Annotated in this window: 24 protein-coding genes; 11 read left to right on the top strand and 13 right to left on the bottom strand. The window is 67.9% G+C overall.

Annotated elements, in window-relative coordinates:
• Positions 1-364 (top strand): class I SAM-dependent methyltransferase (locus tag A5692_RS10355; protein ID WP_156766011.1); only part of this gene is annotated, 364 nt, incomplete at its 5' end.
• A gap of 8 nt (positions 365-372) precedes the next feature.
• Here A5692_RS10355 and A5692_RS10350 read toward each other — a convergent pair.
• A complete protein-coding gene (locus tag A5692_RS10350; RefSeq protein WP_068055302.1) occupies positions 373-696 on the bottom strand; it encodes a hypothetical protein in 324 nt (107 codons plus the stop codon).
• A gap of 259 nt (positions 697-955) precedes the next feature.
• Positions 956-1,597, bottom strand: coding sequence for a chitin-binding protein (locus tag A5692_RS28185; RefSeq protein ID WP_082962554.1), 642 nt, complete (start codon positions 1,595-1,597; stop codon positions 956-958).
• A gap of 347 nt (positions 1,598-1,944) precedes the next feature.
• On the opposite strand from A5692_RS28185, the gene A5692_RS10345 reads away from it, so the two are divergent.
• The 3 genes from A5692_RS10345 (at position 1,945) to A5692_RS10335 (ending at position 5,191) form a co-directional block, all read left to right on the top strand.
• Positions 1,945-2,664 carry a VIT family protein gene (locus A5692_RS10345; RefSeq protein ID WP_068055333.1) on the top strand — a complete coding sequence of 240 codons (720 nt, stop codon included), beginning with the start codon at positions 1,945-1,947 and terminating at the stop codon, positions 2,662-2,664.
• A gap of 134 nt (positions 2,665-2,798) precedes the next feature.
• A complete protein-coding gene (locus A5692_RS10340; RefSeq protein ID WP_068055299.1) occupies positions 2,799-3,644 on the top strand; it encodes an acyl-CoA thioesterase domain-containing protein in 846 nt (281 codons plus the stop codon).
• Entirely contained in the window at positions 3,641-5,191 is a 1,551-nt protein-coding gene (locus A5692_RS10335; RefSeq protein ID WP_068055296.1) for a class I adenylate-forming enzyme family protein, read from the top strand. Before A5692_RS10340 ends, A5692_RS10335 begins: the two co-directional genes overlap by 4 nt.
• A 12-nt stretch (positions 5,192-5,203) precedes the next feature.
• Here A5692_RS10335 and A5692_RS10330 read toward each other — a convergent pair whose 3' ends face one another.
• Entirely contained in the window at positions 5,204-5,821 is a 618-nt protein-coding gene (locus A5692_RS10330) for a TIGR03085 family metal-binding protein (protein ID WP_068055293.1), read from the bottom strand.
• A 120-nt stretch (positions 5,822-5,941) separates the two neighbouring features.
• Here A5692_RS10330 and htpG point away from each other — a divergent pair, with 120 nt between their 5' ends.
• Together htpG and A5692_RS10320 are read left to right on the top strand one after the other, a co-directional pair.
• Positions 5,942-7,888 carry a molecular chaperone HtpG gene (htpG, locus tag A5692_RS10325; protein ID WP_068055290.1) on the top strand — a complete coding sequence of 649 codons (1,947 nt, stop codon included), beginning with the start codon at positions 5,942-5,944 and terminating at the stop codon, positions 7,886-7,888.
• Between the two features lie 104 nt (positions 7,889-7,992).
• Complete coding sequence (locus tag A5692_RS10320; RefSeq protein ID WP_068055287.1) at positions 7,993-8,208, top strand: hypothetical protein; 216 nt, start codon at positions 7,993-7,995, stop codon at positions 8,206-8,208.
• Between the two features lie 22 nt (positions 8,209-8,230).
• Here A5692_RS10320 and A5692_RS10315 read toward each other — a convergent pair whose 3' ends face one another.
• Positions 8,231-8,755: a hypothetical protein gene (locus A5692_RS10315; RefSeq protein ID WP_068055284.1), complete on the bottom strand. Its 525-nt coding sequence runs from the start codon at positions 8,753-8,755 to the stop codon at positions 8,231-8,233.
• A 14-nt stretch (positions 8,756-8,769) separates the two neighbouring features.
• On the bottom strand, positions 8,770-8,868 hold the full coding sequence (locus A5692_RS30385) for an excalibur calcium-binding domain-containing protein (RefSeq protein ID WP_197514415.1): 99 nt from the start codon (positions 8,866-8,868) through the stop codon (positions 8,770-8,772).
• Between the two features lie 155 nt (positions 8,869-9,023).
• Between A5692_RS30385 and A5692_RS10310 the strand changes: the two genes are divergently transcribed.
• Positions 9,024-10,049, top strand: a complete 1,026-nt coding sequence (locus tag A5692_RS10310; RefSeq protein WP_068055281.1) for a TIGR03617 family F420-dependent LLM class oxidoreductase — start codon at positions 9,024-9,026, stop codon at positions 10,047-10,049.
• Here A5692_RS10310 and A5692_RS10305 read toward each other — a convergent pair.
• The 3 genes from A5692_RS10305 to A5692_RS10295 all read right to left on the bottom strand — a co-directional run bounded on the left by A5692_RS10305 (position 10,039) and on the right by A5692_RS10295 (position 13,999).
• Positions 10,039-11,670, bottom strand: a complete 1,632-nt coding sequence (locus A5692_RS10305; RefSeq protein WP_068055279.1) for an Nramp family divalent metal transporter — start codon at positions 11,668-11,670, stop codon at positions 10,039-10,041. The genes A5692_RS10310 and A5692_RS10305 overlap by 11 nt on opposite strands.
• The gene (locus A5692_RS10300; protein WP_068055276.1) at positions 11,667-13,004 is read right to left on the bottom strand and encodes a magnesium transporter MgtE N-terminal domain-containing protein; all 1,338 of its coding nucleotides are present in this window, start codon (positions 13,002-13,004) and stop codon (positions 11,667-11,669) included. Before A5692_RS10300 ends, A5692_RS10305 begins: the two co-directional genes overlap by 4 nt.
• A 242-nt stretch (positions 13,005-13,246) precedes the next feature.
• Positions 13,247-13,999: a sensor domain-containing protein gene (locus A5692_RS10295; protein ID WP_068055273.1), complete on the bottom strand. Its 753-nt coding sequence runs from the start codon at positions 13,997-13,999 to the stop codon at positions 13,247-13,249.
• 155 nt (positions 14,000-14,154) lie between these two features.
• Here A5692_RS10295 and A5692_RS10290 point away from each other — a divergent pair, with 155 nt between their 5' ends.
• Positions 14,155-14,520 (top strand): VOC family protein, encoded by a 366-nt coding sequence (locus tag A5692_RS10290; RefSeq protein ID WP_082962552.1) that lies wholly within the window; start codon positions 14,155-14,157, stop codon positions 14,518-14,520.
• Here the strand turns inward: A5692_RS10290 and A5692_RS10285 are convergent.
• Positions 14,512-15,399: a DMT family transporter gene (locus tag A5692_RS10285; protein WP_068055330.1), complete on the bottom strand. Its 888-nt coding sequence runs from the start codon at positions 15,397-15,399 to the stop codon at positions 14,512-14,514. The two genes, A5692_RS10290 and A5692_RS10285, sit on opposite strands and share 9 nt — an antisense overlap.
• 186 nt (positions 15,400-15,585) lie before the next feature.
• Between A5692_RS10285 and A5692_RS10280 the strand changes: the two genes are divergently transcribed.
• Complete coding sequence (locus A5692_RS10280) at positions 15,586-16,077, top strand: hypothetical protein (protein ID WP_068055267.1); 492 nt, start codon at positions 15,586-15,588, stop codon at positions 16,075-16,077.
• A gap of 19 nt (positions 16,078-16,096) precedes the next feature.
• Positions 16,097-16,696: a TIGR03086 family metal-binding protein gene (locus tag A5692_RS10275; RefSeq protein WP_068055264.1), complete on the top strand. Its 600-nt coding sequence runs from the start codon at positions 16,097-16,099 to the stop codon at positions 16,694-16,696.
• Positions 16,697-16,792: 96 nt separating this feature from the next.
• Here A5692_RS10275 and A5692_RS10270 read toward each other — a convergent pair whose 3' ends face one another.
• The 4 genes from A5692_RS10270 to A5692_RS10255 are packed head-to-tail and all read right to left on the bottom strand — an operon-like array spanning position 16,793 to position 19,409.
• A complete protein-coding gene (locus A5692_RS10270; protein WP_068055261.1) occupies positions 16,793-17,182 on the bottom strand; it encodes a MauE/DoxX family redox-associated membrane protein in 390 nt (129 codons plus the stop codon).
• A complete protein-coding gene (locus A5692_RS10265; RefSeq protein ID WP_068055258.1) occupies positions 17,179-17,976 on the bottom strand; it encodes an HD domain-containing protein in 798 nt (265 codons plus the stop codon). Before A5692_RS10265 ends, A5692_RS10270 begins: the two co-directional genes overlap by 4 nt.
• A gap of 3 nt (positions 17,977-17,979) precedes the next feature.
• Positions 17,980-18,852, bottom strand: coding sequence for an alpha/beta fold hydrolase (locus A5692_RS10260; RefSeq protein WP_068055255.1), 873 nt, complete (start codon positions 18,850-18,852; stop codon positions 17,980-17,982).
• A gap of 44 nt (positions 18,853-18,896) precedes the next feature.
• A complete protein-coding gene (locus A5692_RS10255; protein WP_068055252.1) occupies positions 18,897-19,409 on the bottom strand; it encodes a helix-turn-helix domain-containing protein in 513 nt (170 codons plus the stop codon).
• A gap of 157 nt (positions 19,410-19,566) precedes the next feature.
• Between A5692_RS10255 and A5692_RS10250 the strand changes: the two genes are divergently transcribed.
• Complete coding sequence (locus tag A5692_RS10250) at positions 19,567-20,742, top strand: thiolase family protein (RefSeq protein WP_068055250.1); 1,176 nt, start codon at positions 19,567-19,569, stop codon at positions 20,740-20,742.
• Positions 20,743-20,780: the final 38 nt, after the last annotated feature.

Here is a 20,780-nt window from a genome sequence, read left to right as displayed (position 1 = left end):
CAGGACGGACCGAGTGCAGTGGCTGCGCGGTCCGGCTGAACAGTTGCCATTCGACGACGGTGCCCTCGACGCGGTGGTGACCACCTCGGCGTTCCACTTCTTCGACCAGCCGGCGGCGTTGCGCGAATTCCACCGCGTCCTGGCACCGGGCGGGTTGGTGGCCGTCGCGGCCCTGAGCGCCCGGCAACCCCTGCTGCAGGCGCCCTCGGCCAACAGATGGAAGCCACAGCACAATGCGTCGCCCGGGGAGATGCGCGCGCTGTTCGAGGGTGCCGGGTTTGCAATCAGCGATCAGCATCGCATTCGGCGACCGCTGTGGACGCAAGTCATTCCCGACCTGGTTACGGTCGGCACCAAGAGCTGATCGATCGGTCAGGCGGCGAACTTGCTTGCGACCCGCGGAGCCGGCCGCGAGAAATGCTCGCACTGACCGGCGTGCACGACGCGCGAGGGTCGGTAGGCGGGGACCGGGCGGGCGACGGTGACTTCACATCGAGCCAAACGCTGCTGCCCGGGCGCGGCCGTTCGTTCGATGAAGTCGGCGCCGATCCACCCGGCGGCGAATATCGCCAACGCGACACCGAATTGAAGCGGCGATCCGGCGGCAAGCGCGGCCAACGCGCAGAGTCCCGACACCACGGCGACGACAACCGTTCCCGCGTAGAGCGGGCTCACGCGAAGTTCTGGCGAGGTCATCGCGCCTCCTGTCCGGTCAATTGCTGAAGCTTTGGCAGGTGCTCGAGCCCAGTCCGTGACCTCGATGTTTCGCTATCGAGACACGTCAAACGAGGGTCATACGGCATCTGTGGCATGGCGTAGGGCCCCCAGCCGAAGGCCAAAGGTCCCACCCGAGCAACGACCGCACGCGTCGCCACGGCGGCCTGGCCCGTTCATCGGCCGACAGCACAGCGCCCGCCTCGCCAAGTGGCGAAGCGGGCGCTGCGGTCACTGCTGTTTACAGCGGAATCCAGACTCCGAAGAACCAGAACCCCCACTGGTGGAATCCGTCATCCCACACGGGCGTCTCCTGGTAACCCCAGTAGTTGATCGGGCCGTATCCCCATTGCCCGCCAGGGGGCGGGAGCGGCCTGTCCCAGTCGGGTCGCGGCGGCTCGCCGGGCCCCCAAGGTGCCGGCCCGTCACCCCACGGCGCCCCGCGGAAGTAACCACGCTGCGGGTCTCCGTGCCACGGGCCGCCGGGCCCACCGGGTCCGCCGGGACCCCCGGGTCCACCGGGTCCGCCCGGGTGATCGGGTCCGCCGGGTCCGCCGGGTCCGCCCGGGTGATCGGGCCCGCCGGGCCCGCCGGGTCCACCGGGACCGCCCTGCGGGCCGCCGGGGTGACCGGGGCCACCCGGGCCACCCGGGCCGCCGGGACCGCCCGGACCGCCGGGACCACCCGGACCGCCGGGGCCGCCCGGATCACCCGGTGCGTTCGGTGGATGGATACCTCCGGGTGCCGGCCCGCCGTGACTGCCGGCCGGGCCGGGCGGTGGCGCACCCGGAGCGGCGTTGGCCGCACCGGCACCCATGCCCAGCGCGGCAGCTCCCAGGGCACCGGCGACGGTGATCCCCCCAAGTATTTGCTTCAGTTTCATAGTCCTTCACCTGTCTATCGGCTGGTGAACTCCTCAGAATCCCCCTTACCCGACCGACCCTAGATAGTTTCCCTATGCAACGGCTGTGAGTGGTCCATGCAGAACCTCTGGGGCGCGCCGACCTGCGTGTTGACGTCGCGGAAGGGGGGCGGACGGCGCGGTGAGCCGCGAGATACAGACCACGGCGAACCGTGACGGCGAGTCGTCGCAGGGGTTTATGTGTCGCGAATCGACGCCGGCCCGCCGCAGCCACCTTCGGGTAAAACGCCGAGGCCGAGACGTCGTCGCCGCTTTGGCAAGGCTACGTATGCTAGTCCGCCGGCGTGGCGGCGTATATCGTTGCGGCCGTGTCGAGTCCGTCGCATCCGCATCCCGCCGAACCGCATCAGGGCTCGGTCTCATCGAAGTTGAACTGGTTGCGCGCCGGAGTGCTGGGCGCCAATGACGGAATCGTGTCCACGGCGGGCATCGTGGTGGGCGTTGCGGCCGCGACGATAGAACGCGCCCCGGTATTGACCGCCGGCAGCGCCGGACTGGTCGCCGGGGCGGTGTCGATGGCGCTGGGCGAATACGTGTCGGTCAGCACCCAGCGTGACACCGAGAAGGCGCTGTTGCACAAGGAGCGCCAAGAACTGCGCGACGATCCTGCCGCCGAGTTGGACGAGCTCGCCGCCCTCTACGAAGCGAAAGGCCTGAGCGCGGCCACCGCTCGCACCGTCGCCGAGGAGCTGACCGACCACAATCCGCTGCTCGCCCACGCCGAAGTCGAACTCGGTATCAATCCCGATGAGCTCACCAACCCGTGGCAGGCGGCGTCGTCGTCGGCGCTGTCGTTCGCGGTCGGCGCCCTGCTGCCGCTGATCGCCATCCTGGCGCCGCCGGCGGCGTGGCGAATCCCGGTCACCGTCGCGGCCGTACTCGCCGCGCTGGTGATCACCGGGGCGGTGTCGGCCCGTTTGGGTGGGGCGCCCAGGGGCCCGGCCGTGCTGCGCAACGTCATCGGGGGCGGCCTCGCGCTGTCGATCACCTATGCGATCGGCCACCTGGTGGGCGCCGCGATCGCCTGACGCGCGCCAACGCCGTTGCTCGGCTACACAATTGACCCGCAACAGGTCGGCCCGTTGAGACTGGCGAGCAAACTGTAATATCTACTGTTGCCATCCTCACACGAGGGATCCATCTCTGGGCGGAGCGTCGTGCATTGACCGAGACCAATGTCGTGCCGGATGACGTTGCTGCAGCGGCGCAGGCGCCGTACTTCTCGCGCGACGAAAGCCGTCTCGTGCCAGATCAGATCGCCCGCGGTGGATGGGGGCCATCGCTCAGCGGGCATGTGGTCGGGGGACTGCTGGGCTGGGCGCTCGAACGCGCGGTCGATGACCCGGAACTGCAACCCGCCCGGCTGACCGTCGACCTTCCCGCACCGGTCGCGCTGGAACCCATGAAGGTGCACACCAGCGTGCACCACGACCGTCGGCGCCTGCGGCTCGTCGAGGCCGTCGTCACCCAGCATGACGTCCCGGTCGCGCGGGGGAGTGCGCTGTTCCTGCGCCGCGGCCCCCAGCCGGCGGGGCAGGTGTGGTCGCCGAAACCGCAGATGCCGCCGCTGCCCATCGAGGACGGCGCCCAGCCCACGCTCTTCATGCGCACCTACGGCTGGGGCACCGAACTGCAGAATCGCGACCCCGACTGGGCCGATACCTCCGGACCGAAATACACCTGGCTGTACGAGACGCGCTCGCTCATCGACGGCGAACCGCTCACCCCCTTCACCCGCGCCGCCATGGCGGCCGATATCACGGCGTCCCTTGCCAATTGGGGCACGAACGGCTTGCAGTTCATCAACGCCGACTACACGCTCACGCTGAGCCGGCTGCCGGAAGGCCCGCACATCGGCATGGCCTCCCTGACCCACTACAGCCACGACGGCGTGGCCACCGGGTCGGCCGTGCTCGTCGACCGCACAGGCCCCATCGGCAGTGCCGTCTCGGTCGCGATAGCACACTCCGGATTCCGCCCTACCCAGGTCAATCCGACGAACGAATGAGCATCGGAAGCGGCGTCACCTACTGGACGTTGATCGCCGACGCGGCGAAGACGGCATCGCCGCGACCGTTGCTCGCCGACGACCAGGGGCGCCGCCTGACCGCACGTCAGTTCCACGACGCCGCCTGCGCGACGGCCGGCGCATTCGCCGAACGCGGGATAGGCGCGGGAACCGTCGTGTCCTGGCAGCTGCCCACCACGCTCGAGACCATGGTCGTGATGGCCGCGCTGGCCCGGCTCGGCGCGGTGCAAAACCCGATCATTCCGATACTGCGGGAACGCGAGGTCGGCTTCATCACCGAGCAGCTGTCCTCGGAATACCTTGTGGTGCCCGAGGTTTGGCGCGGCTTCGGGCACGGCGCGCTGGCGCGCGACCTGGCCGCGACCCGCGGCTTCCAGGCGATCACGCTCGACTTGGCGACGCCACCGGTCGGTGACCAGCTTCGGCTGCCGCGCGCAGGAACCGATGCGCTCGCGCCCCCGCCCGCTTCGGCCGCCGACGCGCGATGGATCTACTACTCATCGGGAACCACCGCGGCGCCCAAAGGGATCCGGCATACCGACGCATCGGTGATCGCCGGCGCGACGGGTCTGGTCGGCGCGGTCGGCATCACCGACAGCGACGTTGATCCCATCGCGTTTCCGGTCGCGCACATCGGCGGGGCGGTGATGCTGGCCGCGGCGCTGCAGACCGGCATGCGGCTGGCACTGTTCGAGGTATTCGACCCGGCGACCACGCCGTTTTCCATCGCGGCGCACAACCCGACGTTTCTGGGCACGGCCACGCCGTTCTTCGTCGGCTTCCTCGAGGCTCAGCGAGCCCACGGCGACCGGCCGCTGTTCCCCTTCCTCCGCGGCTGCCTGGCCGGCGGTGCGCCCATCACCGCCGAACTGGGGCGCCAGGTTCGGGAAGCCTTCGGCCTGCCCGGCATCGCCAACGCGTGGGGCCTCACCGAGTTCCCCGTGGCGGCTTCCCCGTCGTTGACCGCCTCACCCGAGTCGCTCGATCACACCGTCGGCACGCCGACCCCCGGGGTCAGCGTCCGGGTGGTCGGCGCCGACGAAACCGAACTGGGCACCGGGCAAGAGGGTGAGTTGCGGCTCAAAGGACCCCAGTGCTTTCTCGGCTACGCCGACCCCGCCCTCGACGTCGACGCGTTCGACCACGACGGCTGGCTTCGCACAGGCGATCTCGGCCTGGTCGACGAGGACGGCAACGTGCGCGTCACGGGGCGCATCAAGGATGCGATCATTCGCAACGCGGAGAACGTCTCGGCCCTCGAAGTCGAGAATGTGCTGGCCACCCATCCCTCGGTCGCCGACGTCGCGGTCATCGGCGTCCCCGACCCGCGTACCGGCGAACGCGTATGCGCGGTGGTGGTACCCGCGTCCACCGAGGACGTGTCACTGGAATCGCTGGTGCGGCACTGTCATTCGAGCGGGTTGAGCCGCTACAAACATCCCGAGCGTCTGGTGATCGTCGACGCGCTGCCGCGCAACCAGTTCGGCAAGGTCATCAAGAAGGACCTTCGCCAAGCCTTCGGGTGAAGCCCGAGGGGACTACAGCCCCTTGGGCGCCTCGCGGACGGCCTGGACCGCCGCAGCGTCACCGTCGAATTCCACTTGCGCGGCTCGCCCCACCGAGAACAGCAGCAGCTCCTCGGGTGCACCGGTCACCGTGACCGCGGGGCCGCGTCCCGCCGTCAGCAGGGTCTTGCCCTCCGGGGTTCGCAATGCCACCCGGCCCGGCAGCTTGGCCAGCGTGAGCCGCGCCATCAGCGGCAGGGTGCGGCGCAGCCTGGCGCTCAGCTCGGGTTCGAGGGCGCGCGGCTGCCAGCCCGGCTGCGCCCGCCGCACGTCCTCGTGGTGGATGAACATCTCGGCAACGTTGGCCACCGGATCGAGCAGCTTGAACGGCGAGTAGACCGGCGGACCGGACGCCACCTTGTCGACCAGCTCGTCCCACCCCTGCTCGGCCACCTGGTTCTGCACCTTCTCGGTGTGCGACGCGAAGAACGGGATCAAGATGCCCGGAGCGGCGTCGGGCCGATACTCCCGGATCACGAGGTGGGCGGCCAGGTCGCGCGTCTTCCACCCTTCGCACAGCGTCGGCGCCTCCGGTCCCACGGCGCGCATCGTCTCCACGAGGGCGGCTCGTTCGCGTTGAGCAACAGACATGGCCTCAGCCTAGAGGCCGGGAGGACAAGGGCGAACCCCCAAGCGCCTGCGCTTCGCAACTCGGTAAATTTGACACGTCAACGTCCCCGAGGGGACCTGGGAAGAGACGTAGGGAAAGCCATGAACGCGCGTGTCGAGCAGCTGGAGTTTCAGGCGGAAGCACGGCAACTGCTGGACCTGATGGTCCACTCCGTCTACTCCAACAAGGATTCGTTTCTGCGGGAGCTGATCTCGAACGCTTCCGACGCACTGGACAAGCTGCGGCTGGAAGCGTTCCGCAACAAAGACCTCAACGTCGACACCTCCGACCTGCACATCGACATCGAGGTCGACAAAGACGCGAGGACGCTCACCATCCGCGACAACGGCATCGGGATGACGCGTGACGAGGTGGTCAACCTGATCGGCACGCTGGCCAAGTCGGGCACCGCCGAGCTGCGTCAGCAGCTGAGGGAAGCCAAGAACGAGGCCGCCTCCGAGGAACTGATCGGCCAGTTCGGCATCGGCTTCTACTCGAGCTTCATGGTCGCCGACAAGGTCGAGCTGCTCACCCGCAAGGCCGGCGAGAGCGAAGCCACCCGATGGGAATCGAGCGGCGAGGGCACCTACACCATCGAAGCCGTCGACGACGCTCCGCAGGGGACGTCGGTCACGTTGCATCTCAAGCCCGAAGACACCGAGGACGAGCTGCACGACTACACCTCGGAATGGAAGATCCGGGGCCTGGTCAAGAAGTACTCCGACTTCATCGCCTGGCCCATCCGGATGGAGGTCGAGCGGCGTACGCCGGCGACCCCGGACGAAGAGGGGGAGGGCGGCGAGGAGACCGTCACCAAAGAGGTCGAGACCCTCAACTCGATGAAGGCGCTGTGGGCCCGGCCCAAGGAAGAGGTCTCCGAGGAGGAGTACAAGGAGTTCTACAAGCACATCGCGCATGCCTGGGATGACCCGCTCGAGATCATCGCGATGAAGGCCGAGGGCACCTTCGAATACCAGGCTCTGCTGTTCATCCCGTCCCACGCCCCCTTCGACCTGTTCAACCGCGACGCCCAGACCGGGATCCAGCTCTACGTCAAGCGGGTGTTCATCATGGGCGATTGCGACCAGCTCATGCCCGAATACCTGCGCTTCGTCAAGGGCGTTGTGGACGCACAGGACATGTCGCTCAACGTGTCCCGCGAAATTTTGCAGCAGGATCGGCAGATCAAGGCCATCCGCCGGCGGCTCACCAAGAAGGTTCTCTCCACCATCAAGGAGCTGCAGTCCGAGCGGCCCGACGACTACCGCACCTTTTGGACCCAGTTCGGGCGGGTCGTCAAAGAGGGGTTGCTCTCGGACTTCGACAACCGCGAGACCTTGCTGCAAATCTCGTCGTTCGCCTCGACGCACAGCGAGGAGGAACCGACCACTCTCGCCGAGTACGTCGAGCGCATGAAGGAGGGCCAGGAGCAGATCTTCTTCGCGACGGGGGAGACGCGCCAACAGATCCTGAAATCGCCCCACCTGGAGGCGTTCAAAGCCAAGGGCTACGAGGTCTTGTTGCTCACCGACCCGGTCGACGAGGTCTGGGTGGGAACGGTGACCGAGTTCGAGGGCAAGCCGCTGCAGTCGGTCGCCAAGGGTGAGGTGGACCTCGGTTCCGAGGGCGACGAGAGCGAAGCGGAGCGCGAGGAGCAGCAGAAGGAGTTCGCCGACCTCCTGAACTGGATGAAGGAGACGTTAAGCGAACATGTCAAGGAGGTACGGCTTTCCAGCCGCCTGACCGACTCGCCGGCCTGCCTGATCACCGACGTCTTCGGCATCACCCCCGCCCTCGCGCGGATGTACCGTGCCTCCGGGCAGGACATCCCGGTCGGCAAGCGGATTCTCGAGCTCAATCCGAACCATCCGCTGGTGACCGGACTCCGCGCGGCGCAACAGAAGGCGGCCGGCGAGGCGGAACTTGCCCAAGTCGCCGAGACGGCCGAATTGCTCTATGGCACAGCGCTTCTGGCCGAAGGTGGCGCGCTGGACGACCCGGCGAGGTTCGCCGAGCTGCTCGCCGCCCGGTTGGCCCGCACCGTCTAGCCCGGGATTTGCCAGAGTTGCCGTAGGAGCGTTCGCGCTGGGCTTTGCCCGCAAATCGATGAATAGCTCGATTGAAAAGTCGCTGGCAGGGATAATCACATCCCATGGTTGAGTTTCGCGTTATCGACCCACGTGGCCGGGTCGTCGCGACGAAGGATTTTGCCAGCGCAGAGTCCGCGCACGCATGGTTCATCCATTCGATCGGCGGCAATACCGAGCTGGGTTGGCGCATGGAAGTCAACGACGACGGCCAGTGGGCTCACTTCGACGACACCCAGGGCTTCACCGCACCGGTGAGCCACCGTCACCCAAAGCGCTGATTGTTCAACCGGGGCCCGCGCTTCAGCCGGGCCCGATCACGAAGCAGCGGCCGGTGGCGCTGCTGAACAGGACCTCTTGCACCGTGGACGGCGCGGCGTTGGGGAACCCGAAGCGATGCACCTGTTGGCCGGGTTCGATGTCGGCGTCCTGCGACTCGGTGGTGCCGTCCTTCTTGCGCACGAGCGCCGTGATCTTTTCCGGGCCGGACGGGTTCTTCGGGTCGCGGAAATACCAGACCTCGATTCCGGACCCGGTGTCATCGGCGCGCCAGGCGTCGGCGTAGTAGCAGGCCGGATTCCCCTCGGCGTCGGGGGGTGGTGGCGGGCAGATGGACAACCCGACGCAGGTCGGCGTGGTCGTGGCCGTGGGGGATTCGGCCGGGCTGCGGGGCGCGCTCGACGACGCGCTCGAGCTGGTGGACGCTACCGGCTTGGTCACGCTCGAGCCGGAGGGACTGGGCGGCGCGGCGTGCTGGGACCCGCACGCCAGGAGGCCGGCACATCCCATCGAGACGACGGCGATCAATCGCGCGGTTGGCACAGACATCGAGCGCGCCAACGTCAGTGGCAGACTTCGCAGGCGATGCCGTCACCGTCGCGATCCAGGGCTACCCGACCGGGGGACGTCAGGGCAATCCCGGCTGCGATTGCTCCAGCCATGAACAATCCACGAAGCATGTTCGCGAGCCTCCTGTTAACGAAACGGCGGTGGTTGCTGCTGACTACAGAGCTAACACCGTGAAGTGGCCGCCCAGCAAGGGGCGGCCGTCGTGCCGCGGCCAACGCACCGCTTGGCCCCACGTAGGCTCCGAGGAATGCACGTCGACGCGATGACGGTCCCCCAGCCGCTGCACCAGATCGGCGACCTGGCCCGGCGAACGCAATCCGCGGGGTTCTCGGGCCTGTTGTTCACCGAGACGGGCCGGACGGCCTACCTCAACGCCGCCGTCGCGTCCCAGGCCGCGCCGGGCCTCGAGCTGTCCACGGGGGTGGCCGTGGCCTTTCCGCGCAGTCCCTTCGTCACGGCCGCCACGGCGTGGGAGCTTCAGGAAGCGACCGGCGGGAACTTCCGGCTGGGCCTGGGCACGCAGGTACGCACCCACGTCGTCCGGCGCTACGGAGTGGCGTTCGAGCGGCCGGGTCCGCGGCTGCGCGACTATTTGTTCGCCGTCAAGGCGTGCTTTGCGGCGTTTCGCAGCGGCACGCTCGAGCACCACGGCGACTTCTACGACCTCGACTTCATCACCCCGCAATGGAGCCCGGGACCGATCGCAGCGCCCGATCCGAAAGTCGATATCGCAGCGGTCAACCCGTGGATGCTGAGGATGGCGGGCGAAGTGGCCGACGGGGTGCACGTGCATCCGATCGGCGAGCCGGGCTACATCGACCGCCACGTCCTGCCCAGCATCGCCGAAGGGGCGGCGAAGGCCGGCCGCTCGCCGTCGGACCTTGCAGTGATCGTGCCGGTGATGACCATCGTCGGCGACAGCGACGAAGAGCGCGCCAAACAACGAGAAGCGGTGCGCGCCAGCATGGCCTTCTACGGCAGCACACCCAACTACGCGTTCATCTGGGACCAGGCGGGGTTCGAGGGCACGACGGCCCGGATCCGGGAGAAGCAGAAGGCCGGGGACTTTGCCGGGATGGCAGCCCAGGTCAGCGACGCGCACATCGCCGTCTTCGCCACCGAGTCGACGTGGGACGGGTTGGCCGACGCGCTGAGGGACAAATATGCCGGAAAGGCAACGCGCCTGGTCCTTTACAACGCCGTGGGCGATCCGGAGCGTTTCGAGAGGTACGGCGAGGTGGCCCGCCGGATACGAGAAGCGGTCAGTGGCTGAGCTGGACTGCCTTGACCACCAAGAGCAGCGCGCCGATGACCAGGTAGCCGCGCAGCGCGATCATGCCGAGCCGGGTGCCCGGCGACCAGACGACCGGCTCCAGCAGGGTCAACGGTGGCATGCGCCAGGTGTTGCGATCCACACCGCGCGCCGGTAGCCGGGGGGTGGGCGCCGCCGGTTGGCGCCGGGCCATCAAGCGCAGCACCGGTATGGCCGCAACGGCCAGAATGACCAGGGACAAGGCCAGGTAGCCGGCCACCGCGACGACGTCGAGCTTGGGAAACAGCGTGGTGGCCATCAGGATTCCCGACAGCAGCAACAGCGTGCCGACGATCAACCCGGCAACCCAGTTGAGCCAGGGCCGGTTGACCCACGGCCCCAACACTTCCCGATCGTTGCACAGCAGCAACAAGAAGACGCTGGCGCTCGGTAGCAGCAGGCCGGCCAGGGCCTGGACCGCGGTGGTGATCAACCCCAGCGGGGCGCCGGGGATGAGCACGATGGCCGCGGCCAACACCACCATCGCGGTGTAGGACAGGTAGAACTGTTTGGCGTCGGCGAATCCGCGGTGCAGCGAGTGCTTCAGCCCGAACACGTCGCCGAAGGCGTAGCTGGTGGCCAGCGTCACGGCCGCGGCGCCGATGATCGAGGCGTCCATCAAGACGATCGCGAAGATCGAGCCGAGCGTGTCGCGCTGTTGGCCGAGGAGGTGCGCCGTCGCGCCGGCGTCGGTGAAACCGCCGACGGTGTTGGTGGAGCGCGCCGCCCATTCGCCGGTCATCACCAGGGCCGCCGCGCCGATGACGACGACGAAGGCGCCCAGCACGGTGTCGGCGCGCTCGTAGCCGATGAATCGCGGCGTGATGCGCTTGTCGACGACGTTGGACTGCTGGAAGAACAGCTGCCAGGGGGCCACGGTGGTGCCGACGATGGCGATGATGAGCAGCACCGCGTCCGAACTCACCCCGCCTGAGATGCTGGGCATCACAAAGGACTTGGCGGCCTGACCCCACTGCGGATGGGACATCAGCAGCATCGGGATCTGCAGCAGGGTGATGGCGATGAAGATGAACATGGCGCGCTCCCAGCGCCGGAAGCTGCCGCTTGCCATGATCGCCACCAGCGCCACCGCCGAGATCGGCACCACAACGTATTTGGAGACGCCGATGTATTCGGCGGCCAGCGAGATGCCGATGAACTCGGTGACGATCGTGAGGAAGTTGAGCAGGAACAGATCCCCGACCGAGAACCAGCCCCAGCCGCGGCCGAACCGTTCGTTGATCAACCGGGCGTGTCCGACGCCGGTGACCGCGCCGAGCCGGACCACCATTTCCTGATTGACGATGAGCACCGGCACCAGCAGGAGCAGCACCCACAGCAGGGAGTAGCCGTAGTTCTGACCCGCCTGTGCGTAGGTCGCCACGCCGCCGGCATCGTTGTCGCCGACCATGACGATGATTCCCGGACCGACGATCGCGAGCAGGGTCAGCAGCCGCGTCTTCCAGGTGCGGGGGTGCTCGGTCTCGCCGACGCTGATCCGTCCGAAGGCGCCCTCGATGTCACCCAGGTGCGCGGTGTCGAGCACCGCGCTACGGGCCGTCTCCTCGCGACCTGTGGTCACAGCGCGTTACCTCCCGGCGCGCGCGTGTGGTGGTCGCCGGGTTGGGTGGGCTCGCGGACGGGACGCGGCGCGGGTTCACGCCGCCGCCAGTCCTCGGGGATGGTGGCCTCCAGCACGTCGTCGACGGTGACCACCCCGAGCACGCGGTCCTGGTCGTCGACGACCGGGATGGAATAGAGGTTGAAGTCGGCCATCAACAGCGCGACGTCGGTCAGGTCGGCGTCGGCGGTGACCCGCACGGGGTCCGAATCCATCAGCCCCTCAAGGGTTTCACCGGCCTGAGCCTGCAGCAGTGTGATCACCGAGACCACACCGTCGAGCCGTCCGTCCTCGTCGAGGACGTGCACTTTGATGAGGGCCTCCGGCTGGATGGTGTGGGCGGTGGCGAGCAACCTCAATGCTTCCGCCGCCGTGCTGGTCGCGGCGCAGGCGACGAAGTCGACGTTCATCAACCCGCCGGCGCTCTCGGGGTTGAAGCCCATCAGGGTGATGACCTTGGTGCGCTGGGGGCCGGGCATCAGCTCCAGTACCCGCCGCCGCCGCGACTGGCGCAGATCGGCGATCGCGTCGGCGGCGTCGTCGGCGCGCATCCGGCCGAGCAGCCCGGCGACCTCGGTGTCGGGCATGCCATCGAGAAGGCGGCTTGCCTTTTCCGGCTCCAGCTCTTCGAACACATCCGCTTCGAGTTCGGGGTCGCTGCGCACCCGGTCGAGGATCTCGCCGCCCTCGGCTTTGTCGGCCTCCTCGAGAAGGTCGGCGATCTCGGCGGCTTTGAACTCGCCGAACCGATCGGACAAGCGCCGCACGGCGTCCGAGCGAGCGTCGCCGATCAGCGGTTCGAATGCCTTCCAATCGCGAGCGGCGTGCCCACCGGACTGCTTGATCAGCCCGAATAACCGTGGCGGCCGTCGGGTGTCCACCCGCGTCAGCATCCACCCGGCGCCGGTATCTTCCAGCTCCACGTCGTACGCCCGTATCAGCTCCACGTTGGCCACGTCGATCAGCCGGTGGCCCAACACGTCGGCGCGCAACAGCACCTCACCGTCGCGGCGCTCGAAGCCGCGGAGGTCAACCTTGTTCTTGGTCAACAGAACTCGCTCGGCGTTGTACTCATCGATGGTCTTGTCGCCGATGAAGACCCGCCGTCCGCCGACCCCGGCGACGATCCCGGTCACCAGCGGATACTCGTCGGTGCCGCGCAGCCGCACGATCACGTCCTCGACCCGGCCCACGGTCTCCCCGGCGCGGGCCAGCACCGGGGCGCGCAGCAACTGTGAGAGGTGAATCACCGGCCGCCCCCCGCCACTTTCGGCCGCCGTCTCCGATGCGCTCATTCCGTTCCCTTTCGACACCCCACGACCGACCTTCGAGCGGACCGCCCGAAACGATTCCGCGACAACGTGTGCAGCTACGGCTTACCGCCAGTATTGGCGGTGACGCAAGTGTCGTGGCTTGACCGGGTTCGGCCGCAAGATCGTACGCCGGGGTCGCCGCGAGTAGCTACTGCAGGTGGGTGAACGCCGGGCGGCCAACGGGGTTCGGGAGGCGCGCGCCGGTACGCCGCCCTGTTGCCCGCCTATTGCTTGTCGACCTTTGCGGCGATCTGGTTGGCGACGTTGACGCCGAGGTCTCCGACGTCCTTGCGGCACGCGTCGACGTCGATGACGACGTTGTTGCGGACGGTCAGCGCCCGCTGACACGGCATGGTGACGTTCCCGGTGCTAGCGGTGACGGTCACCGTCACGGCGGCGCGCACAACCCCGTTGGTGGTGGCAACGTCGCCGACCTTCCACTGCAGTTCCGGTTGACCGCCCTCGGCGGGAACGGTGTCCTGGCGGTTGGCGCAGGCCGGCCACCGCTGGGACGAGGCAGTGAAGAACGCGGTCGCCTGATCCGGCGAAGGAAACAACACCACGAACTGATCGACGTCCGGCCTTTCCATGTCGGTCGCACCCGGGGGAGCGGGTGCGACGTCGTGGTAGCCGTAGACCGCGCTGTTCCCGCTGTCGGCGTAAACGCCTTCCAGGGCCGCGCGGACGGCGTAGGCGCATTCGGGGGGAACCGTGTAGTCACTGCGCTTGACCGGGTCTAGTACCAGAGCGGTTTTCGGCGGGTCGCTGTAAGTACCCGTGACGCCGAGCACGGTGTCCAGCTCGGTCGGGCTGAGCATGAGGTTGGCCAGCTGGTCCTTCGTCAGGGGCCCTTTGGGCGCCGCCGCGGTGGTCGTGGTGGACGGCGAGGCGGCTCCGCCCCCGTCGTTGTGGCCGCAACCGGAGACCAGAACTCCGGCGGAGGCGGCAACGGCGACTGCAGTTTTGAGCTGGCGCATGTCGAGGCCCTTCCTGCTCGAGTCCCCTCTCAAGCATTTTCGCGCACCCCCAGCGCGTCGGGTGTTCACGAGTTGTTCGCCAACGAAGCCTACGACAGCAGCCATCTCCCGCGAGGAAAATCCGCGCCAAGCGATATGTTCGCCGGGTGTCCGCAGTGAACTTCACCTCGGTGGCGCCGATCGTCCCGGTCCGAGACCTCGATGCCGCGATCGACCGCTATCGGCGACTCGGGTTCGACGCACGCGAATACGACGGTCCCGAGCGCTATGGGTTCGCCGACCGCGGACCGGTGTCGATCCACCTCACCGAATGGGACGAGCATGACCCGCTGCGCACGGCCGCCAGCCTGTACCTGTACGTCAGCGACGCCGACGCCCTCTACGCGGAGTGGGAGGCGGTGCAAGGCCTCGAGGGCCGGCTGATCCCGCCGCACGACACGCCGTACGGATTGCGCGAATTCGCCTACGTCGATCCGGACGGCACCGCGCACCGCGTCGGCTCGCACACCCAATCAGGTTGATAACGCGGGTGTTTCGCCGGCCGGCGGGGCGGCGGCGGCCTGGCTGTGGGCCAGCGCCACCGTCGCCGCGGCCATGACCGCGACCGACACGCCCAGTGCCACCAGGCCGGCATCGTTGGTCCGTAGCGTCTCGCCCAGCACGGTGACACCGAGCACCGATCCGACAACGGGCTCGGCGACGGTCACCGCGGGCAGCGACGCGGTGAGCGGGCCCGCACGAAACGCCGACTGCTCCCAGGCGGTGGCCGCGATCGCCACCACCACCCACACGTACAACTCGGGCGTGCGGAGCAGGGCAGGGATGCCGTGGCCGAGCTGGTCGACCACGCCTTTGGTCAAGACCGAGAACAATCCCCACAGCGAGCCGGACATCAGCCCCAGCAACAGCGCCGCAACCGCGCCCGGGAACATCCGCGCGCCGATCACGCACAGGATGAGCGCCGGACCCATCACCAGCGCCACGATCGTCCAGATTTGCACCGACCCGCGTGGCGTCCCCTCCTGGGGGTCGCCGACCGTCACCACGATCGCCACCGCGGCCGCCAGCAACACCGCCCAAAGCGCTTGCCAGGCAGTGATTTTGCGGTGGTTCACCCGGGCGCTGATGAGCAACGCGAACAGCAACGACGTCACCAACAGCGCTTGCACGAGCACCACCGAGCCAAAGCCCAGCGCGGCGGCCTGAAACCCGAACCCGGCGCCGGCCACCAGGCTGCCGGTCCACCACTGACGGTCGCGCAGCAGCCGGCGGAATAGGGCGAGGGTGCCCACCGGTTCGTCGGTGACCTGTTGGGCGGATCGCTGTTGGATGACGTCTCCGATGCCAACCATCAGCGCGGCCGCGACCGCGAGGGCCGCCGCGATATCTGCTCTGCCCACGCGGCCGCCCTTCTGTGTCATCAACCGATGTCAAGTCTTAACGTCCGCGGTCGATGAGTTCAACACGGCGACTCGATACGAGGCTTGCGACCTAGACTTGGACGGTACGCGACCGACGGTGGGAGGTTCCTCGCCAGAACCGAGGAGGTTGCCTTGCTGACGAGCAGAAAGTTTTGGCGTGCGCTCGTGGCGCTGCCCGCCGCCGCTGCCGTGGTTGTCGTGGTCCTGTATCTGCTCTTGCTCGGCTGGGGGATGCTGATGCAAGTCGAGCGATTGAGCGATTGGACCCGCCGGCTCACCAAGCGTGTCAATCCCTATCTGCGCGTGGTCGCCGGAACGCGCCCGGGGATGCTCTATTTCAACCTGAGTGCGTTGCGCCACGTCGGGCGGCGCACCGGCCGGACCTATGTGACGCCGCTGAGTGCCTACCCATTCGGTGACGGTTTCGTGCTCGCGGCGGCGTATCCCCATGTTGACTGGTTGGAGAACGTGCTGGCCGCCGGTGAGTGCACGCTGAGGTGGAACGGCGACGAGTACGCGCTCGACAGGCCCGAATTGATCTCCCGCGCGGACGCGATGAAGGCCTACCCGGCACTGGTGCGGCCGTTCCTCGCGGGCGCGGCGGGACAGAACAAGTTCGTGTGGCTGCACCGCGCCGCGAAGCGGGAAGTTGGCTAACCCCAAGGAGATACACGGCATGGACGACACGACCTCCCGGATCGGCGTGATGGCTGCCGAGGCGATCGACCTGCTCATCGACGCCGTCGACCGGATTGCGCCGGAGAGCTGGGACCGCCCGTCCAACCTCGAGGGCTGGAGCTTGCGCGAGCTGGTGGGTCACGTGACCGGCAGCGCAGCGAAGGTGGTGACGCTCGTCGAGGACGGCGAAATCTGGGACCGTCCCTCTGAACCGTCGGACTGGGTTTGCGACGACCCGGCCGCGCGACTTCGCGAACTGGCAACGCGGCTGGACGACGCACTGCCCGGTGCCGACCTCGACGGGATGCGGAAATCGCCGGAAGGTCAGGTTCCGTTGCGCCGGGCGCTGGCCTTCCCGGTCTCGGACCTGGCCCTGCACGCCTGGGACATCCACCGCTCGCAAGGGCGGTTGATCGAGCTGCCCGCAGACCTGCTGGGGTTTTGTCGCGGGCTGGTGGAGTCGTTGCCGGAGCACATGTTGCGGCGACCGGGCGGCTTCGGACCGGCCCAGGCCGCGCCGCATGATGCGACGCCGACGGCCCGGCTCATGGCCTACCTCGGACGCTCAGTCGACACCGGGGCCTTGCGGCACAACTGATTTGCATTTCAGCCCCTGCGTCGCATCGGTCACGAATCCACCACGAGCCTTTCCGCCGGCAGGGACGGATGTGGCGTGGGTGACCACCCGGGGGCGTCAGCTGTTGCGTCTGATCTTGAGCGCGGTGGTGATCATCGGGATTTGCAGCGGCAGCCGGGCCAGCGCGGCGATGCGCATCGGCCAGGGCTTGCCCCACCACAACCGGCACATGTTGACGTTGGCCGGGAACACACCGACGAAGAGTGCGGCGGCCGCCAGCGCGGCCTGCCGTCGGGTGCGCGGTGGCACCAAGAGCGCTCCGATGGCTATCTCGGCGACTCCCGATGCGTAGGTGTAGAGGCGCGCGTCGCCGGGCAGCTCGGCGGGGACGATGTCGTCGAACGGCTTGGGCGCCAGGAAGTGCAGGGTGCCAACGCCCACGAGCATTGCCGCGATGCGGTAGGCCGTGTTCTGGGTCGCGTCGGATCCAGCGAGGGGGGTGGTCATCGACCTATTGTGTCTTGTGCCGTGGTGAATGTGCTCCAGCGGACCGCCGTGGGAAAGATCGGTCCAAAGCACGCGAATCGACAGCCGGGGTTTCGGCGTGCTTCCTGCTTGACGAGTCGGGCGGTGTCCTCGGCGAATCCGTCTCGGGAGTAGCGGTTGAGGATCTCGTCGAGGTTGTCGGGGTGCAGCGCCCATTGCTGGGCCAGGACGTCGACCAATCCGCCCACACGGAGCCAGTGAGCTATCGCTCCGTATCGGTGCGCCGGGACGAACGGGTTGAGGTTGGTCGTGATGGCCAGGGCCACGCTGTCCTGACGTGCGCCCGTCCACCCGGCGGCCGCCGCGATCTCGCGAGCCTGTCTGGCGCCGGCGACGGTGAAGCACCCTTGCCGACCGGGGTCGAAGAGCCCGACGTCGTGGAGTAGCGCTGCGACACACAGCGCTTCGCGGTCGATTGGGTCGGGGTGACCGCTCAACTCGTAGCGGATGGCCGTGAAGTAATAGGTGCGGTAACTGTGGTTGACGATCTGCGGGCTGGCGACGGCGCGCAGGCGCTCCTCGGCCGCGCGGACCGCGTCCGTGTGCGGCGGTGCCCACTGCGTCAGGTCGATCTTTCGGGGAACCCCGGGTGCGGCAATAGGAAAGCGGCGGAGCGCCCAGCGCAGTCGGGGAGCGGCGTCACCGAGTAGCACCGCGCCGGTGCCGGCGAGCAGAGCCAGGCGCTGTGGCGCCGACAGCGGCGGGCCGCCCCGCCTTTCCCATTCCAGCGAGCCAACCGGGGGCGTGCAGACCATCGGTCACTCCGCTCTCGTCGGGTGTGCGTCAAGGAAGCCCTCGATCGCGGTGACAAGGCGATCGGGCTGCTCTTCGGGGATGAAGGTGCGGCTGCCGGCGATAAGTTCAAATTGGCCTTGCGGCAATAGCTTTGCCAGCCGCCGTCCGTGGTCGCGGGGAAAGATCTTGTCGTTGTCGGCCCAGAGCACGAGCGCGGGTTTGTCGAAGCCGGTGAGCCGGTCCGCGGCCTCGAACGTGTATTTCGTGTCGACCGCTCGCAGCATGCGGCGGAAGTCGCGCCTGACTCCCGGGTTGAGGCGCACGGGGTCGGTGAAGGAGCGCATGATATCTGGGGGCATGGGCCGTGAGGTCACAAACCCGTAGGCAGTGGGCAGGCGCTGGATCGTCTTGAACTGCGCCGTGTAGGCGACGATCCAAGTGAGCAGCCGCGAGCGTGCCATTACCTCCAGGTACTTCTGTGGCGTGGGCGGGAACTTCTCGAACGCGTCGCACGAGGTGAGCACCAGGCGGGCGATCCGTTCGGGATGGCGTCCCACCAGCGCTTGCGCGACGGCGCCACCCGTGTCGTTGGCGACGATCGTGACGTCGTCGAGGTCCAAGGCGGCGATGAAGTCCGCGGTGATCCGGGCCATGCCGGGCAGCGACAGATCTGCATCGGCTTTCAGCGGCAGCGAATGCGAGCCCCACGGCAGGTCTGGCGTGATGCATCGACGGCTGCGGGCCAAGCGCGGCACGACGTTTCGCCACAGATCGCCGTTGACGCCGACGCCATGCACGAACACGATCGGCGGGCCATCGCCGCGGTCGCGGTAGCTGATCGCGCCTTGCGGGATGACGACGCGACGCTCCTGGCCAAGATCGGCACTGATCGACATGGGAGCATACTTGCATGGTGCAAGTGGGTCGGCAATGGCGCGACTCAATGTCGAGCCGGACGGCCTTCCCACGCAGCCAGTTGAGGCGGCGTCAGGGTGGTCGGCTCGCCATCCGCTCCGACGGCACCGGGCGCCGGCACGACGCGCAGGTCGCGCAGCCCGATGGGTTCGTCGCAGTGCTCGCATCGCAGCGCGCCACCGGCCTGGTGATCGCAGCCGGTGTGGAGGATGAGGACCTCGGGACCGTCCGGACCCGGTTCGTGTCGGTCGGCCCAGGCCATCAGCGTCAACACCACCGGGAACAGGTCGCGGCCCTTTTGGGTCAGGTGGTACGAGCCGCGCGACCCGCTGCGCTCCATCACGCCGTGATCGACCAGCTTCTGCAGCCGAGCGCTTAACACATTTGTCGCCAGCCCGAGGCTGCGAAGGAATTCGTCGTAGCGGGTCAACCCGTGGAAGGCGTCGCGGACGATCAGCAGCGTCCAGCGCTCGCCAAGGATCGTCAGCGCACGGGCGAGCGCACAGCTCTGGCCCGTGTAGTCGCGCCCAAGTGGCATGGTGCAAGTTTAGGCCGCCGGCGGTCGCTTCATTGTTAGCGCCGTCACAGCCGGCGGGGCCTGCAACCTAACCCGTTACTATTGCTCATACGGTATTGGATACGATTCCACCCACCCGTTGCTGCCGACCGCAGCCAGACCCTTCGAGGTTGAGCACATGGCCACACCCGTCATTGTCGGAGCGGTTCGGACCGCGATCGGCCGTTCCTTCAAAGGCACGCTCGTCAACACACCCCCCGAGGCGCTGATCACCACGGTGCTTCCGGAGGTGGTGCGCAGGTCCGGCGTCGACCCATCCGCGATCGACGACATCATCTTCGCCGAATCCCATTACGGGGGAGGCGATTTGGCGCGTTATGCGGCGACCGCGACCGGAATGGAGGACATTCCCGGCCAGTCGGTGAATCGGCACTGCGCCGGCAGCCTGACCGCCATCGGAAATGCCGCGGCCCAGATCGGTTCCGGGATGGAACGCGTCCTCATCGCCGGCGGCGTGCAGTCGTTGTCGATGACGCCGCTGACCAACTGGCGAATCCCCGGTCCTGAGCTGAAGTTCCAGGAGCAGTGGATGCCGCCGACACATGTGGAGACGCCCGACGCGCCCAGCCGCGACATGTCGATCACCGTCGGCTGGAATACGGCGCAGGCGGTTGGCATCACCCGGGAGGAAATGGACGCCTGGGCCGCCCGGTCGCATCAGCGCGCGATCGCGGCCATGGATGCGGGCAAGTTCGTCGACGAGATCGTCCCGCTGAAGGTCACGCAGCTCGACGGTTCGGTGATCGACTTCTCCGTCGACGAGCATCCCCGCCGGGACACCACCGTCGAGAAGCTGGCCGCACTCAAGGTGCTGCACCCCGAGATCGAGGGATTCTCGATCACCGCGGGCAACAGCAGCGGCACCAACGACGCCGCCGCGGCGGTCGCCCTCGTCGATAGCGAGTACGCCACCGCGGAGAACCTCAACGTGATGGGCACGGTGCGGGCGTGGGCCGCCGCGGGTGTCGCCCCCAGGGACACCGGGCTGGGTGCCGTCAAGGTCATCGGCAAGGTGCTGCAGCGGGCCGGTCTGTCAGTCGGCGATGTGGCGCTGTGGGAGATCAACGAGGCGTTCGCCTCGGTGCCGATCGCCGCGTGCCGCGAGTACGGCATCGACGAGGAGAAGGTCAACTTCTCCGGTAGCGGGTGCAGCCTCGGGCACCCGATCGCGGCGTCGGGCGCGCGCATGGTGACCACGCTGGCCTATGAGCTGGCCCGCGGGGGCGGCGGCATCGGCGTCGCGGCCATGTGCGCGGGCGGCGGCCAGGGCGGTGCCGTCGTCATCGAGGTCTAGCGGCGATCGCGAAGTCTGGCGGCGGGTCGCCGCCATTG

Source organism: Mycobacterium sp. E342, from assembly GCF_001667665.1.
In the GTDB taxonomy this organism is placed as follows: domain Bacteria; phylum Actinomycetota; class Actinomycetes; order Mycobacteriales; family Mycobacteriaceae; genus Mycobacterium.
Note: the sequence above shows the minus strand (reverse complement) of the source record. Positions and strands in the feature narration are given on the sequence as shown.